Source organism: Pontibacter roseus DSM 17521 (assembly GCF_000373265.1).
In the GTDB taxonomy this organism is placed as follows: Bacteria; Bacteroidota; Bacteroidia; order Cytophagales; family Hymenobacteraceae; genus Pontibacter; species Pontibacter roseus.
The window spans coordinates 299,527-315,430 of sequence record NZ_KB890765.1 but is presented as its reverse complement, the minus strand read 5'-3'; the positions used below and the strand labels follow the sequence as shown (position 1 = coordinate 315,430).

Annotated in this window: 10 protein-coding genes; 8 read left to right on the top strand and 2 right to left on the bottom strand. The window is 53.1% G+C overall.

Annotated elements, in window-relative coordinates:
* Positions 1 to 12: 12 nt before the first annotated feature.
* The 5 genes from B051_RS0112875 to B051_RS22195 all read left to right on the top strand — a co-directional run bounded on the left by B051_RS0112875 (position 13) and on the right by B051_RS22195 (position 7,309).
* Entirely contained in the window at positions 13 to 945 is a 933-nt protein-coding gene (locus B051_RS0112875; RefSeq protein WP_018478617.1) for a hypothetical protein, read from the top strand.
* Between the two features lie 9 nt (positions 946 to 954).
* Positions 955 to 2,196 carry a glycosyltransferase family 4 protein gene (locus B051_RS0112870; protein WP_018478616.1) on the top strand — a complete coding sequence of 414 codons (1,242 nt, stop codon included), beginning with the start codon at positions 955 to 957 and terminating at the stop codon, positions 2,194 to 2,196.
* Positions 2,197 to 2,209: 13 nt separating this feature from the next.
* Entirely contained in the window at positions 2,210 to 3,049 is an 840-nt protein-coding gene (locus B051_RS0112865) for a glycosyltransferase family 2 protein (protein WP_018478615.1), read from the top strand.
* Between the two features lie 128 nt (positions 3,050 to 3,177).
* Positions 3,178 to 4,308 carry a glycosyl hydrolase gene (locus B051_RS0112860; RefSeq protein ID WP_157578849.1) on the top strand — a complete coding sequence of 377 codons (1,131 nt, stop codon included), beginning with the start codon at positions 3,178 to 3,180 and terminating at the stop codon, positions 4,306 to 4,308.
* A 673-nt stretch (positions 4,309 to 4,981) separates the two neighbouring features.
* A complete protein-coding gene (locus B051_RS22195; RefSeq protein ID WP_083919451.1) occupies positions 4,982 to 7,309 on the top strand; it encodes an Ig-like domain-containing protein in 2,328 nt (775 codons plus the stop codon).
* 89 nt (positions 7,310 to 7,398) lie between these two features.
* Here the strand turns inward: B051_RS22195 and B051_RS0112850 are convergent, their stop codons facing one another.
* Positions 7,399 to 9,714 carry a LamG-like jellyroll fold domain-containing protein gene (locus B051_RS0112850; protein WP_245539628.1) on the bottom strand — a complete coding sequence of 772 codons (2,316 nt, stop codon included), beginning with the start codon at positions 9,712 to 9,714 and terminating at the stop codon, positions 7,399 to 7,401.
* Between the two features lie 1,059 nt (positions 9,715 to 10,773).
* On the opposite strand from B051_RS0112850, the gene B051_RS0112845 reads away from it, so the two are divergent.
* The 3 genes from B051_RS0112845 to B051_RS21265 are packed head-to-tail and all read left to right on the top strand — an operon-like array spanning position 10,774 to position 14,674.
* Entirely contained in the window at positions 10,774 to 12,252 is a 1,479-nt protein-coding gene (locus B051_RS0112845) for an MBOAT family O-acyltransferase (RefSeq protein WP_018478611.1), read from the top strand.
* 9 nt (positions 12,253 to 12,261) lie between these two features.
* Entirely contained in the window at positions 12,262 to 13,377 is a 1,116-nt protein-coding gene (locus B051_RS0112840) for an alginate O-acetyltransferase AlgX-related protein (RefSeq protein ID WP_018478610.1), read from the top strand.
* A 55-nt stretch (positions 13,378 to 13,432) separates the two neighbouring features.
* The gene (locus tag B051_RS21265) at positions 13,433 to 14,674 is read left to right on the top strand and encodes a glycosyltransferase family 61 protein (protein WP_018478609.1); all 1,242 of its coding nucleotides are present in this window, start codon (positions 13,433 to 13,435) and stop codon (positions 14,672 to 14,674) included.
* Positions 14,675 to 14,685: 11 nt separating this feature from the next.
* Here the strand turns inward: B051_RS21265 and B051_RS0112830 are convergent, their stop codons facing one another.
* Positions 14,686 to 15,903, bottom strand: a complete 1,218-nt coding sequence (locus B051_RS0112830; RefSeq protein WP_018478608.1) for a glycosyltransferase family 4 protein — start codon at positions 15,901 to 15,903, stop codon at positions 14,686 to 14,688.
* Position 15,904 lies beyond the last annotated feature (1 nt).

Below are 15,904 nucleotides of genomic sequence, written 5' to 3'. Positions count from 1 at the left end.
CTGATTGCCTATATGCATCCTTCTACCACCGACACGCTGCACACACCCGTGCTGCTCATCATATTCAACCGACCCCATACCACCCAGCAAGTTTTTGACCGAATCAGGGAAGTGAAGCCGAAGCGCCTCTACGTGGCCGCCGACGGACCGCGCGCGCATGTGCCCACCGATGCCGCCCGCTGCGCCGAAACCCGCAAGATTGTGGAGCAGGTGGACTGGGATTGTGAGGTGAAGACCCTGTTCCAGGAGCAGAACCTGCGTTGCGGCGTAGCTCCGGCCACGGCTATTTCCTGGCTCTTTGAGAACGAGGAGACGGGCATCATTCTGGAAGACGATTGCGTACCGTCCAAGAGCTTTTTCTGGTTCTGCCAGGAGGTGCTGGAGCGGTATAAGCACGATACCCGCGTGATGCACGTGAGCGGCAACAACTACCTCAACGGCTGGAAACGCGACAGCGACTACTCCTACTACTTCTCGGACAAGGTGAACGCCTGGGGCTGGGCCACCTGGCGCCGCGCCTGGCAGCTGTTCGATTACAACATCCCCACCTACAAGGAACTGAAGCAGAAAGGCTACCTCAATGGCATCTTCCTGAACAAACTGGAAGAGAAGTACCGCCTGGGGCAGCTGGAAAAGACCTTCACCAACATCGAGAAAGGCGACGTGTGGGACTACCAGTGGGAATTCACGGTATACAGCAACTCCGGCCTATGCATTATTCCGGAAGTCAACCTGGTCCGTAACATAGGGTTCGGGGAGGACGCCACCCATACCTTCAACCTGCACGACAAGAACGCGTTTGTGAAGGAGCAGGAAATCGCTTTCCCGCTGCGCCATCCGCGCTTCGTGCTCCGCGACATCGAGTCCGACAAAAGGAACTTCAACTACTTCATGAAAAACAAGGTGAGCGCCAAGCTGAAAAGCATTTTCAGCTTCAGCCTCTAACACCCCGCCATGAAATTACTCTTATCAGCATACGCATGCGAGCCGAACCGCGGCACTGAGTTGGGCAATGGCTGGAACTGGGCCTTGAACACGGCCAAGCTCGGCCACGAGGTATGGTGTCTGACTACCGTGGAGGGCAGAGCCAACATTGAGGCCGAGGTAAAGAAGCTGAGCCTACCCAACCTGCACATCGTGTTCGTGGAGGTGCCCAAGTACATCGACAAGCTGTTCGAGTACCACATCGGCTTTTACCCGCACTACCTCTACTGGCAACAACAGGCGTACAAGAAGGCAAAGGAACTCGACAAGCAGATAGACTTTGACCTAGTGCACCACGTCACTATTGGCAGTCTGCAGTTGGGCACGGCCCTATGGCGACTGAACAAGCCCCTCATTTTCGGTCCGGCCGGCGGCGGACAGGAAGCGCCCAAAGCCTTCAAAAAATACTTCTACGGCTGGTGGAAGACGGAGGTGATTCGTTCCGGTATCAGCAAACTGCTCCTGCAGGTGAACCCGGATGTGCGCAAAACCATGCGCCACGCCTCGCTCGTGCTCACCACCAACGAAGACACCTACAACATGGCCCGCGACAACGGCGCCCTGAACGCGAAAATGTTCCTGGACACGAGTCTGCCCGAAAGCTTTTTTCCACAGGCATACCCGGAGCGTACGCCGAAGCAGGAGCTGCAAATCCTGTGGGTGGGTCGTCTGTTCGCCCGAAAAGGCCTTCCGTTGGTGCTGGAGGCATTGAGCAAGGTGAGAAAGGATGTCCCTTTTAGACTGACCATTCTTGGCGATGGGCACATGCACGACATGGTGCCGGGCCTGATTGCGGAGTATGGCTTGCAGGGCAAGGTGGATTGGAAAGGCCAGGTGCCATGGGAGGAAGTGAAGCGAGGCTATACCGAAAGTGACCTGTTCATGTTCTGCAGCCTCCGCGACTCCTCCGCCGCCCAGTTCCTGGAGGCCATGGCTTACGGGCTGCCGGTGGTCACACTGGACTTGCACGGCGGAAAGAACCTCGTGCCAGACAACGCAGGTATAAAAGTGCCCGCAACCACACCGGAGCAAACCGTGCAGGCATTGGCAGCGGCCGTGGAAGATTTATATGACCACCCTGAAAAACGGGAGGCCATGGGCCGCGCCGGCTATACCTTCGCCCGCACCCAGACCTGGCCACTCAAAACAAAACATATCGCTGACTTCTACAGTAAGTTTAGTCGGCCTCAGGCAGAAGTAATAGAACACTAAGTTAGAACCTCATATGATTTATATAGTTATCCCCGTTTTCAATAGAAAGCACTTCACCAAAGAGTGTCTCATTTCCCTGCAGAAGCAGACCTACCAGAACTATAAAGTGATTGTGGTAGACGATGGCTCGACCGACGGCACCGCTGACATGCTCCGCGAGGAGTTCCCGGAAGTGGACATCCTCTTCGGGGACGGCAACCTGTTTTGGACCGCCAGCGTGAACATGGGCATCAAGCACGCTTTGCAGCACGGCGCTGAGTACGTGATGACGCTCAACAACGACGTAGAAACAGCCCCCGACATGCTAGAGCAGACGATGCGCTGGGCAAATGAAAAACCAAACGCTGTGATTGGTGCTTTGGAGATGGATGCCGCTACACGTGAGCCTATCTACGGAGGCGAAATCATCGACTTCAAACTGAACCAGGTGCGCCATGTGCTACACGAACTACCGAAAGAGCAGCAGCATGGGCTGCATGCGGTTTCGCAACTGCCGGGTCGTGGCTTGCTTATACCTCGCGCTGTGTTCGAGAAAATCGGGCTGTTCGACCAGGAGCGCTTCCCGCACTATGTGGCGGACTATGACTTTACGCATACGGCCCTGCGCCACGGCTTCGAGCTGTACTGCAACTACGACGCGAAACTCTATACCTACCCCGAAGAGAGCGGCGAGCGCCAGAACCGCCAGGCCAAAAGTCTCAAAAAGTTTTACAACCATTTGTTCAGCATCAAAGGAGGCGGCAACCTGCGCGACTTCACTCGCTTCACTCTGAAGAATTGCCCACCCCCTTATGTGCCCTACTACCTCGTGAACGGCTATGCGCGCCGCATTCTGGGGTACATTGTGAAATAATGACGCATACCCATACCTACACAAACCACCCATTGCCCAGACCAAACGCATTTGTTTGGTTCAGCCGTGGGTGGTTTGTGCTTTTAGCGGCGGCGCTCTTGGCCCTGTCGGTATATATGGTTTCGAACATGCTGCCTACTGCGCCCCGGATGATCTCTGAAGGGTATAGCGGCCCCATCGTCATCACAAAAGGAGGCACGTATACCGGCAACTGGGAGTCCCGCAACTCTGAAGTGCCGGCTGTGGAAATTCGCACCAGTCAGCCTGTCATCATCACACACTCCAGGATACGGGGCGCAGGCCCGCTCATACGCAGCACCGGCCTCGCCGCTGACATCACGGTGCGGCATACCAGTGGCTACGGCATCACGCCTACCGCCTGGCAGGATTATGAGAAGCCCCGACGCTTTCTGGGTGTGGACGTGTTCCGGAACATCGTGGTGGAGAACTGCTACATGGAGAGCACCGCCGGCATTTACCTGGGCAAGCGCTACGACGGGAACGGCAGCCCGGAGCAGACCATCAAAATCCGCTACAACAAAGCCAGGAACATCGACGGTCGCATTTTCGGTGGCCAAGCCACCGCGCAGTTTGTGCAGTTCAACTTCCGGAACGAGGTGCCCCACGCAGAAATCGCATGGAACGAAATCATCAACGAGCCGGACAAGTCGGCTGTCGAGGACAATATTAACATCTACAATTCACGCGGCACGGCGGCATCGCCTATCTTGGTTCACAACAACTACCTCCAGGGAGCCTATCCACTGCCCGCCACAAGTGCCCAATACACCGGCGGCGGTATACTGACTGATTCCCCTGACCCTGACTCCTCCAACGTTACGGCGCATGTGCGCATCTATGACAACCACTTGGTAGGGTTGGGCAACTACTGCATTGGGATTGCAGGAGGCAACCATGTGGAGGTATACAACAACCGGGCTATCGTGTCAGGTATGATAGACGAGCAAACACCATTCAAATGCTGGACGAGCGGCATCTGGGCCAAAGACTTTTATAACACCGGCCATACCTACAACAATAGCTTCAGAGGCAACATGCTTGGTGTGGTCGGGCAGAACGGCAGTTGGCGCAATGAGGTCATGCAAGGTATGGAAGCGGCCGCCCAGCTCTCCGACAACAAAGTACTGCCAGGAGAAGTGACGTTAGCTCGCGAGCAAGAGGAGCTGTTGCTGTGGCACGAGAAGCTGCGAAAAAACAACCTGACATTGGGGCCTGCGTCTGAGTCAGCGCAGCTGTGAATCAATTCATCCTTCGGACTAGCTAGGTCTTGGTGAGAGCAAGTACAAAGCTTCCCCCTCTTCGCATCCTCCTAATATTCAATTATCCTCCCCTCTTTTAAGAACAAAGTCCGGTTAAACTGTGTCATCCTTAGGCTACAAAAACTGATTCGAGCAGGCGGCATTTACCATTCCACCTTCGTCATCATATAAAATATATTACATTTTATATATTTACTAAAGTTGAATAACTTCTTTTCATTTTCCTCCCTTTCCGTCCTTCTGAAATAACATGTTTTTGCAATTATTAGAAACATAGTTCAATTAAAAGTAAATATGTTAATATATAATATATTGTATTTTAAACTTTTTTGTAACTTTTTTGCTGGCGCATATTCTGACCCAATCCCCTTTATTTTAATTACAAGGCACTTTTAAGGGTTATAAATCATATAACTTTACAAAGTGCTTATCATTTTATCAAGATTTTCTAAAAAAAGATTGGTTTTTCTAAAATATTCCTTGTTATATTTGCAACAACTTATATATGAAGCTATTAGTGATGTGCACACCAGCTAAAAACTTTCATAAAAAGGCCTCATCAAATTACCGGTAGTGGAGCACTCCAGAGCCAACCGATAGAAGCCAGTAAGGAATATTAGTTTTTTTAAATTTTCAACTTTTAGCCAAAAAGATGAATACAGTTACCACTTATGAGAATAAGGGGCAAGGAAGAACTTTTTCTACCCTGATTCTCACCCTCTTAGTTTGGATTTTGCTTCCAACATTAGCTGCAGCTCAGACCTATAGCGGTCCTTTGGTCATCACCAAGGGAGGAACGTACACGGGAAACTGGGAATCACGCGACTCAGAAGTAGCCGCTATCGAAATCCGAACAAACGAACCAGTCGTCATCGTCAATTCCAATATCCGCGGCGCGGGTCCCTTGGTTCGCTCACTTGGAAACTCTGCTGATATCACCATTCGCCACACCAATGGCTACGGCCTCACCCCCACTCCCTGGAGAGACTACATGAAGCCACGCCGCTTCCTCGCAGTGGACGTATTCCGCAACATCGTGGTGGAGAACTGCTACATGGAAGGCACTGCCGGTATCTATGTAGGCCAGAAATACGAAGGCAACGGCTCAACTGCCAACACCATCAAAATCCGCTATAACAAGGCGAAAAACATTGACGGACGCGTGTACGGAGGCGGTAAGGCGCTGGTACAGTTCGTACAATTCAACTTCAAAGTGGGTGCACCGCACGTAGAAGTAGCCTGGAACGAGGTTATCAACGAAGCCGGAAACTCAGCCGTAGAGGACAACATCAACATCTACAACTCACGCGGCACGGCTTCTTCCCCAATTCGTATCCACAACAACTACATCCAAGGTGCCTATCCGATTCCGCATAACAACACCCGTTACACTGGTGGCGGCATCATCACGGACGGCGACGGCGACATCAACGTATGCCCGGCCTACATCACAGCCAGCGACAACCAGCTGGTGAACCTGGGCAACTACTCCATGGGTATAGCCGGTGGCAACAACGTGCGCTACACCAACAACCGCGCTGTGAACTCAGCACTGCACAAGGATGGCTCTCGCTTTGCTTTCTATACCTCTGGTCTGTGGAGCAAGGACTATTACAACAAGAACACGACTTTCTCTAACTCCGTGGACAACAACACAGTGGGTATTACGGCCTGGGGCTACAACAACAACCGTAACGACATCTCTGTAGCGCAGAATGCTGCGTTCACAAACAACACCTTCCTGCCAGGTGGCGCCATTGCTACTAACGTAGAATCAGACGAGATGAACCGCTGGACGCAGAAACTGCAGCAGAACGGCATCGTGCTAGGTCCTAAAGGCGGTGCTTCGCCAGTGGCCAACCAGGCACCAACCGTGTCTTTGACTGCTCCTTTGGCCAATGTCTCTATTGCACTTGGTTCACTGGTTTCTATCGCTGCCAACGCAGCTGACGCAGACGGCTCTGTAACGAAAGTGGAGTTCTTCCAGGGTTCTACCAAGATTGGTGAAGCGCTCAAGGCTCCGTTCACTTTCAACTGGTCTGGTGCTGCTGCAGGTTCTTATAACCTAACGGCTAAGGCTACAGACGACAAAGGCGCTACTACTACATCTGCCGCTGTAGCTATCAGCGTGACTTCTGCCACGGCCACTTTGCTGCCACAGCAGCCTAGCAGCGGTACGACAGCCGGCACAGGCACCTTGAAGCGTGAGTTCTGGGCAAACGTTCCCGGTAACACTGTAGGCGCTATACCTGTGACTGCCAAGCCATCCGCTGTAACAGAATTGACTTCGTTCGAAGCACCCAGCAACGTAGGCGACAACTACGGCCAGCGTGTGACGGGTTACGTGACGGCGCCGGTGAGCGGCCAGTACACCTTCTGGATTGCCGGCGACAACGACATCGAGCTGTACCTGAGCANCTCCGAGGACCCGGCCAGGAAGCAGAAAATCGCCTCCATGTACTCGGGCTGGACCAACCCGCGCGAGTGGGCCAAGTACCCCTCCCAGCAGTCGGGCAAGGTGACCCTGGAGGCCGGCAAGCGCTACTACATCGAGGCCCTGATGAAGGAAGAGGGCGGCGGCGACAACCTGGCCGTGGGCTGGCAGCTGCCCGACGGCACCCTGGAGAGACCTATCGCCGGCAACAGACTGTCTCCAATGGAAATCGAAGGCCTGAGTGTTTCAACCACTTCCGCGCTGACGTCAGAAGACACTAACCTGCAGTTCGAGAAAGTGACGGCCTATCCGAATCCTTTCAAAGACGTGGTAACGCTTGACCTGGCTAAAGAAGAAGTGAAGCTGCAGGAAGTTGTTATCCTCAATCAGGCTGGTACAGTGGTTTACGAGGAAAGCAACCTGAAACTCAGCAGCAACAAGCTGGTGATGGACCTTTCCGGAGCTGGACTAAATCCAGGCCTGTACTTCCTGAAGTATACTGATACTACTGGAAAGAGCAACACCATCAAGCTTCTGAAAGAATAGAAACCCATAGTGCATAGTAAACAGAGAGGCCCCTTGCAGGTATGCAAGGGGCCTCTCTGTTTCTGTGTCTGCCAAGCATGTAAGATGCCTTACCTGGCTACCACCAGTTTGCGGCTGAGCGTTTTGTTGCTGCCGATGATGGTAAGGTTGTATATACCGGGTCGCATGGCCGTGCCGACAGGCAATGTAAAGGCCAACTCTCCGAAAGCGTCTGTTTGCATCTGCTCCTGGAAGATGCGCTGCCCGGATACGTCCGTCACCAGGAAAGTGACCTGCTCCGCCTCCTTCAGGTTAGACACCTGTATGTTCACCTGCTCCCCTCCCGCTGCCGGGTTCGGGTATACCCTGAAGGAGGAGCCAATAGGCGACCTGTTTTCTACCAGGATGGTTTTGGAATAGGTATAGGTACCATTCGCCCTGTTCAGCTTGAGTCTGTAGAATGCCCTCTCTTCCAGAGGCGTCGTATCCGTGAAGGTATATTTCACTGCTGCCGAGGTGGTACCCGATGCCTTCACCGTCCCTACTGTCGTGAACGTCTCCTCATCCTCTGACCGCTGCACCTCGAAATCAACTGTTTCTATCTCGTTCTGGGTCTCCCAATCCAGCAGTACCACTTCACCATCATAGCGCCCTTCAAAACGAAGAAAATCGGTCAGGCTGTTGTATACCTCGAAATAACGCTGCTGGATTTCTTCTTCGCTTAAGGCGCGGCCAAACAGCTTCACCTCATCCAAATCGCCATCAAAAGAGTAACTGTTGGAGATGCTGGCATTCAGATACCCGATGTTGACAGGCGAACGGCTGGAGAAGTCATTCTGGAAAACATGCCTGCCTTCCCCTACTTTCTGGCCATCGACAAACAGCCTGCTCATACCGGAGGCGCCGTCCCGCACGGCCACCACCTGGTGCCATGCCCCATCATTGAGTTTTGGCCCCTGGTTGAGGATGTCCACGCCCTCAAACCCGATATCGCGCATCACGAAGGCCGCTGTTCCGTCATCGAATGCCCCTACCCACCATTGCGAGGGAGAGTCTTTAGCAAAACGGCCGATGAATACTTTGTTGCCTGCTGTGCTGGCCTCTGTGCGCACCCACAATTCTATGGAAAAGGTTTCGTTGGCAGCCCAGTTGAAGTTGGGGCTTTCTTTTATGTCCAGTCCGGTGTCTTTGCCATTGAAGCGCTGCCCGCTGCCCACCACTCCCTGCACGGCGTTCGGACGCTTCTTCACATCTGCCACCGCATCAAATGGCGTATAGACATCCCGGAAATTAGAGCCGGAGGATTCCTGCAGCATCCAATGGTGCCGCATACCAGCTTTCTCTTCCGTAGCACTTTTGACGTTGATGGTGAAGCTCTGCTCATCCTCTCCTTGGCTGTTGGCGGCCTTAACCCTCACAGCTTGGTTTCCAACTGCGGCGGATGGCCAGCGCAATACACCTGTCGCACCATCAATGGTCATACCCTGCGGCCCCGACACCAGTGAGAAAGTCGGCTTTGGCTTGCCTGTGGCTTTTACAGGGTATAGGTAATCCTGCCCCGCCACGCCGTAGGTGACGGCGCTTGAGGTGATGGTGGGCTTCACAGCCTCCGGGCCGCAGTAGTTTCCGGCGCCGCTGTTGTAGCGGGAGCGCATCTCCTGCTCCGTCAGGTCACGGTTATATACCAGCAGTTCATCCAGGGTGCCGTTGAAGCGGTACATGCCCTCCTGATTCAGATAACCTATAGTAATGGGGCTGGAGGATTCAAAGCTGCCCTTGTAGGCTATTTCAAAATCAGCTACGGTGAAGCCATCGACATAAAGCTTGCTTCTGGAGAGGCGGCCATCGCGTACAAGGGCTACATGGTGCCACTTCCCATCGTTCAGCTTTATCCGTTCCCGCTCATCCTTTATGATTTCACTTTGGCTCAGGTTGTCGCGCATCGCGAAGGTGGCGTAGCCATCTTTATCCATACCCAGCCACCAGGCCATGTCAGCATCTTTGGGCGCACGGCCAATGAGTACCTGGTTGTTGGAACTGCCAGATGCCTGCACCCACAACTCAATGGTGAAGCTGCTGTTCGGTCCCCACTGAAAGTTGTCTACCGTTGAAAAATCCAGGCCAGTGCTGGAGCCGTTGAAGCGCTGGCCACCGGCAAAGAGGCTGCTGGCAGGGGCCGGGCATCCGGTACAGGTAGCTTGAGCATTAGTCACATAATCTGTGTAGTTGCCCGCCTCCTTCTCGTCGAAGCCGAAATAGTGCACAAGTCCGGGCAAACAGCTCAGTTCGGCTGCGGCACGGGCGCTTCGCTGAGCGTGGGCACCAATACCTCCCGCCATAGTCACAGTTGCAGCTACCAAGAAGAGAAGTAAGGTATAGAGCAGTTTGGCAGACGTACTGCCTGCAGCTCTAACGTATAAAATCATAGAATCAGAGTGAAAGAAGCGCTTATGTAGAAGATGGCTGCCTATGTACCGGTTGAAGCATGGCAGGTCGTGGTAGTGTTCCGTCATATGGATACTTCTGGAAAAGCAGCCTATTTTGGCTGTGGGCTGCTTTTATCTAAAAATGGTATTTTCAAGAGTTTCGATTTGAAGCAGGACTGTCGCATATTGCCCTTCCCAACGTCCTTTTGCGCAGTACTGTACGTGGAGTATTAGATTCCTGTTGTATAAGAATCCAATAATATTACGCCATATCAGCCGAGAGGTTTAGCAATCTGGGGCGGTTTGGCTAAAAAAGCATCATTCTGCGGCCTGATGGAACGAAGGGAATTTTACCCAAAGCAATAACCATGGATTTTAGTACAATAGTCATATTATGAGATTGCATTTCAAACTCCCTGCTATCTGTTTTGCGCTAACTGCTGCCACAAAATCAACTTGTACAATCTGGATATACAGCCGGGACTATACCTATTTCATGCTGGGTTCTTCGGCTACGATAATATGCAACTAGGAGCTGCCATAGCAGCCTTCTCTCATATTTCCCATAACACAGCTTACTTAGTGGGTTAAAGAATTCTATCCTATGGGACGAATGCACTATTCGGGTTCATTATTTCCCCTTTAAACAGGTAATTATAATAGTTCAACCACAGGTATAAACACAGCCCCAATGTGCCTTTGCCCTCCAGGCTTGTTCCGTTCAAAAGGTCGGGTGGATACACGCAAGCGAGTTGACAGAGAGCCGTATGCGGCTGGCAGTGCAAACCATGCTGAGCGTTCGGGTGCGCAAATGAGATGCGCTGCTGTATGTGAATCATCCAACCAACAACAGCTGTTTTCCGCGCCTACACGTATAGAAACCCATATTATACTGCAAGCGCCCTACATATCTTGAAAAATATATACAAAATCCCAAACCTTTTGGCGCCACATCTAATATACTATAGGAAATCCTGAATAGTCCTGCTGCGCTCGGGTGACCGATGGAAAAGCCAGGCTGGGAAACTGCTTCTCTTATGCCCTTAAGAACAAGTACATATGCTGTTTAACTCTACTGAATTTTTCATATTCTTCCCGGTAGTAGTTACGCTCTACTTTTTGACTCCCTACAACCGCAGGTGGCTCATCCTGCTGTTAGCCAGCTATTATTTTTACGCCTCCTGGAAGCCCGCCTATACCTTGATTCTGGTCATCTCCACGTTGATAGACTATTTCTGCGGCCGCGCCATGGGCAGGTATACCGATGACGAAAAAAACAAACGGAAGCCTTTCCTATACCTGAGCCTGGCGTCGAATTTAGGCATCTTGGGCTTGTTCAAGTACTACAACTTCTTCAACGACAGCGCCCGCGACATCGCCCATACCTTGGATATGGCTTACGCCATGCCGGCTTTTGAGCTGCTGCTGCCCATGGGCATCTCCTTCTATACCTTCCAGACGATGAGTTATTCCATTGATGTGTATCAAGGGCGCATCAAGCCGGAGCGGCACCTGGGCATTTTTGCGCTGTTCGTCACCTTTTTCCCGCAGCTGGTGGCAGGCCCCATTGAACGGGCGGGCAACCTGCTAGGGCAACTTAAAACAGACCACGACTTCAGGTATGAGCGCGTAGTGGCCGGCCTGCGGCGCATGGGCTGGGGCTTCTTCAAGAAAATCATGATTGCTGATAACCTGGCCCTGATGGTGAACCAGGTATACAACAACCCTACTGACTACGAGGGCATTACACTAATTCTCGCCACCATCTTCTTTGCCTTCCAGATATACTGCGACTTCTCCGGCTATTCGGACATCGCCATTGGGGCGGCGCAGGTGATGGGCTTCCGTCTGATGGAGAACTTCCGCAGGCCCTACTTTTCCAAAAGCATTTCGGAGTTCTGGAGCCGCTGGCATATTTCGCTTTCCTCCTGGTTTCGCGATTACCTGTACATCCCGCTGGGTGGCAACCGTGTCATCAAGTGGCGCTGGTACTATAACCTGTTCATTACGTTTCTGGTGAGCGGCCTGTGGCACGGTGCCAACTGGACTTTTGTGGTTTGGGGCGCGCTGCATGGCTTTTACCTGGTATTCGCCATCGTGACGGCCAAGCAACGGAATGCCTTGGCAGGTATGCTGGGGCTCACCAGCCACCCGACCCTCTACAAGTGGGTACAGGTGCTGAGTGTGTTTGTGCTGGTCTGCTTCTCCTGGGTGTTCTTCCGGGCCAATACCATCGGCGATGCAGTATACATTATCCAAAGCAGCTTCGCTGGACTGGGCAACGTACGTCAGTTGTTCTCGGCAGCAGATTTGAACCACATGCTGTTCATGGACCAGGGCTTCAAGGTCTTTGCCGTGTCGGTAATCTCCATCCTAATCATGGAAACGGTACACTTGATTCAGCGGAAAGGAAGCGTATCGCAGCTCATCAGTCGCCGGCCGGTGTGGGTGCGGTGGGGCGTATACTACGCCGCCATCATTGCGGTGCTGCTGTTTGGGCAGTTCGGGCACCAGGAGTTTATCTACTTTCAATTCTAAGGCGTGGGGATGATGGAAGACAAAGGTGTAAAAAAGCTGCTACTGAAACTGACCTTGCTGGCGCTCCCCTTCCTGCTGTGGCCTGTACTGGAGGCGGCGGTGCTGCCGGGCAACCTGTTCACCTTTCGGGTATGGGAAACGCTTTCCGTGAACTCCATGCGCGTGATGTCAGGGCCTTTCTACCCGAACATGTATGTGAAGATGGAAGAGGAAGGCGAACTGGCACCCCATACCCCTTTCGCTGAGAAACGGGTGGTGGAATGGTATACTGACCCCTATGGCTACCGCAACCGCGACACAAAAACGGATGTGCTGCTGATTGGCGACTCCAACATAACAGGCGCCAAGCTATCGCAGGAAGAAACCCTGGCCGAGGTACTGGAGCGCCAGTTGGGCAAGGACGTTTACTCGTTTGCCCCTGCGACCGTCAACCGGTTTTTGGGCACGCGGCGCTTCGAGGAGAATCCACCGGAGGTCGTCGTGGTGTCGAGCATAGAGCGGCGTATAGCTGAGCTCCCTGCGGTGGGCGCCACAGGTATGGGGGCCAAACTCCGCGACATGACGGGCACCGCCATCAATTCGTCCAAAGTGCTGACCTGGCTGGCCGTGACCGCAGACCGCATCTCCAAACTGGCCCTATACAGACGTACGCTGGCGCAGATTGACCGCACTTTTGGCAAAAAGGAGTACATCGCCTACCAGAATGAGTTCTTCTTAGAAGGTGAGCCTGCGAACCGTGATTTCAGTGAAGAAGAGTTAAAGCGCATAGCCGATGTGCTGGAGGGTTACAAGCATGCGCTGGAGAGCCGGGGCATCCGGTTTGTATTCATGCCGATACCTAATAAAGAGAATATTTACCACCAATTGCTGCCTTCCCGCAAGAAGCCCGACTTCCTGCCCCGGCTCATGGCCGAGCTGAAACAGCGCCAGGTAGACGTGGTCGATACCCAAAGCACGTTCGAAAACCTATACCACAATGAGAATATCCCGTTATACCCCGTAGACGATGCGCACTGGAACGAAAAAGCCGTGGAGGCCGCTGCCGGCATACTGGCCCAGTACTTGCAGCACGACGACTCGGAACATACCAGGGACGCCCGGCAATTGGTCAAGAACCAGGAATAACAGCCGGTAAACCCTTTTTACGAAACGATTGTATAGTTAACCTTATACACTGAACATGAAACCAAAGGTCTTTTACGACAAAGCAAGCAAACGCCTGAAGAAAATAATGGGGCGCGTAGTCCCCTATAACACCCGCTACAAGCCCGCCGGCGTCTGCCGCATCAACCTCGATGACCTCTCCAGCTGCAATGAGCGCGAGTTGCAGGTACACAGCATCTATCCCCACGCTGTTACTACGCTGGATATCTCAGACCAGCTTTATGACTCTATCTCTGACTACTGGAAGCCGGAGCGGAGCGTGGAAACCAATTACATGGTGGTGGATGTGCCCAACGGCCGCATCTATACCGACAATGAGAGCAGCGTGGCCATCGTCTCGCAGTACAACCGTGTGATTGAGAACGTGTCGCTGAGCCTGAAAGATGGCAAAGTGACGGAACCCGACCTCAACAATATTTTCGAGCAGCGCTACTTTACCGCCCCTACCCGATTCAAGGGCACTGTGTTTACGCTGCTGACTGGTGGAGCCGGGCTGAACAACATTGGGCACTGGTTCCTGGACGTGCTGCCCCGCCTGCACCTGCTCCGCGAAAGCGGCCTTTATGATGAGGTGGATTGGTTCCTGGTACCCAGCACGCGCTACAGCTACCAAACCGAAACGCTGGAACTGCTGGGTATACCTGCCAACAAAATCATCACAGGTATGGAGTATCCGCACCTGGTGGCTGACCGCCTCATCGCGTCCACCGCACCACGTGGCAGCCACACATTGGTGCCCAAGTGGTTGTGCCAATACATCCGGGATTCTTTCCTGCCACTGGTCGAAAACGAGGAGCCAATAGGCCAGAAAGCAGAATCGCCCTATCTGTACATCAGCCGCAGCGATTCCGCCATACGCAATGTACTCAACGAACAGGATCTGCTGGAAGAACTGAAGGCCTACAACTTCACCTCCATCGTCTCCAGTAAATATTCCATACTAGAGAAGGTCCGTATGTTCTCGCAGGCGCGTGTGGTGCTTTCCGCTACGGGAGCAGGACTCATCAGCATGTTCTTCTGCAAGCCAGGCACCAAGGTAATCGAGATTTTCAACGAGGGGTTCGTGATTGAGCCTTTCTTCGATATCGCCACCAAAATAGACTTGGACTATGACTACATCATCTGCAAAGGGGACAAGAAAGTAAAAGACGCCCGCGAAGGCCAGCGCCAACACCTGGTGGTAGAGACCGACCGGGTAGTGGCGATTCTGGACAAGATGCGCAAGAGCTCAGAAAAGAAGAAGATAGAAACGGTATAGAAAGCTATACCTTATGAAAGGCCAGCCTTTGTTACGACTGTATCAGGGGCTGGTTTTTTATTGCCCCTGCCCAGCATCCCCTCGTAGATGGACAACAGCATGCGGTAATTGGCCTCTGGAGTATAGTTCGCCTCATAGCTTTGGCGAGCTGCCAGGCCAAGCTTAGTCACCAGTTGAGGATTCTGGGCCAGCACTTGTACCTTCTGCGCCAGTCCGGCTGCGTCGCCCGGCGTGTAGTGCAGTCCGTTCACGCCATCCTCCACCAGTTGCTCCGCCCCTCCAATCTTGGCGGCGACCACTGGCGTACCTGTCGAGAAGGCTTCGATGATAGTCATGCCAAAGGTCTCCAGCCACTCCGAAGAAAAGATGAGTCCTCTGGCTCTTTTCAGCAGTTCCAGCACGCCCTGCCGGTTCTGGAAGCCCACGTATTCCGCTAGTGGATGCTGCGCCACGTGCGCCTCCACCCGCTCCCGCAATGGGCCATCTCCCACTATCTTCAGCGGAAACGGCTTCAGGGCGTGTGCTCTCAGCAGCGTCTCGATGCCTTTTTCGCGGGTGAGCCGCCCTACGTACAGGAAATAATCCTTCCGCGTGGTTTCTGCCATACCTAAATCCTCCGCAAAATTGGGCTTCACCACCAGTTGCTCTGGCCTCAGTTTCAAGGAGGAATTCTGGAAAAGGTTGGCTGCCCCCTGAGTGAGCGCGATAAAGCGGTCCACTTTGTGTTGCCAGGTGCCCAGCAGCTTGTGCATACCGGTGGCCAGTACCACGGAGGCCGTCTGCATAGCCGAGTCTCGGTATACCTTCTGGCGTATGGCCGCAAGCGGAAATGTCTTGTGGATGTTCTCGGTCTGTACCTGGTCCTTGTAATAAAGCAAGGCGCTGGGGCAGATGAGGCGATAATTGTGCAGCGTCATCGCGATGGGCACATGCATCTTGTTGGCCACATAGAATATAGCCGGGGAGAGCAGCGGAAAGAAATTATGGACGTGGATGACATCTGGCCGGAACGTCCGTATCTTCTCCTCCACCTGCTTTGCGCTTTTGGGATTGTACACCACGCCTAATGCTGCTTCCAGTTTTTCGGTGAGCGAGTTCACCTGGCTGTTGTCAAAAGCCAGCTTCTCTACCTGATGTCCGTGTTGCTCCAACAGGGCGGCCTCGGCATGGAAAACGGTGTCTTCGCCGCCGGTCTGTTTGTAATGGTTATGAAGGATGAGTATACGCATG

Excerpts from the sequence above, each read along its gene's own strand:
- B051_RS0112875 (WP_018478617.1), top strand. The coding sequence starts at position 13 with ATGCATCCTTCTACCACCGACACGCTGCACACACCCGTGCTGCTCATC.
- B051_RS21265 (WP_018478609.1), top strand. The coding sequence starts at position 13,433 with ATGAAACCAAAGGTCTTTTACGACAAAGCAAGCAAACGCCTGAAGAAA.
- B051_RS0112830 (WP_018478608.1), bottom strand. The coding sequence starts at position 15,903 with ATGCGTATACTCATCCTTCATAACCATTACAAACAGACCGGCGGCGAA.
- B051_RS0112870 (WP_018478616.1), top strand. The coding sequence starts at position 955 with ATGAAATTACTCTTATCAGCATACGCATGCGAGCCGAACCGCGGCACT.
- B051_RS0112850 (WP_245539628.1), bottom strand. The coding sequence starts at position 9,714 with ATGATTTTATACGTTAGAGCTGCAGGCAGTACGTCTGCCAAACTGCTC.
- B051_RS0112865 (WP_018478615.1), top strand. The coding sequence starts at position 2,210 with ATGATTTATATAGTTATCCCCGTTTTCAATAGAAAGCACTTCACCAAA.
- B051_RS0112860 (WP_157578849.1), top strand. The coding sequence starts at position 3,178 with ATGCTGCCTACTGCGCCCCGGATGATCTCTGAAGGGTATAGCGGCCCC.
- B051_RS0112840 (WP_018478610.1), top strand. The coding sequence starts at position 12,262 with ATGATGGAAGACAAAGGTGTAAAAAAGCTGCTACTGAAACTGACCTTG.
- B051_RS0112845 (WP_018478611.1), top strand. The coding sequence starts at position 10,774 with ATGCTGTTTAACTCTACTGAATTTTTCATATTCTTCCCGGTAGTAGTT.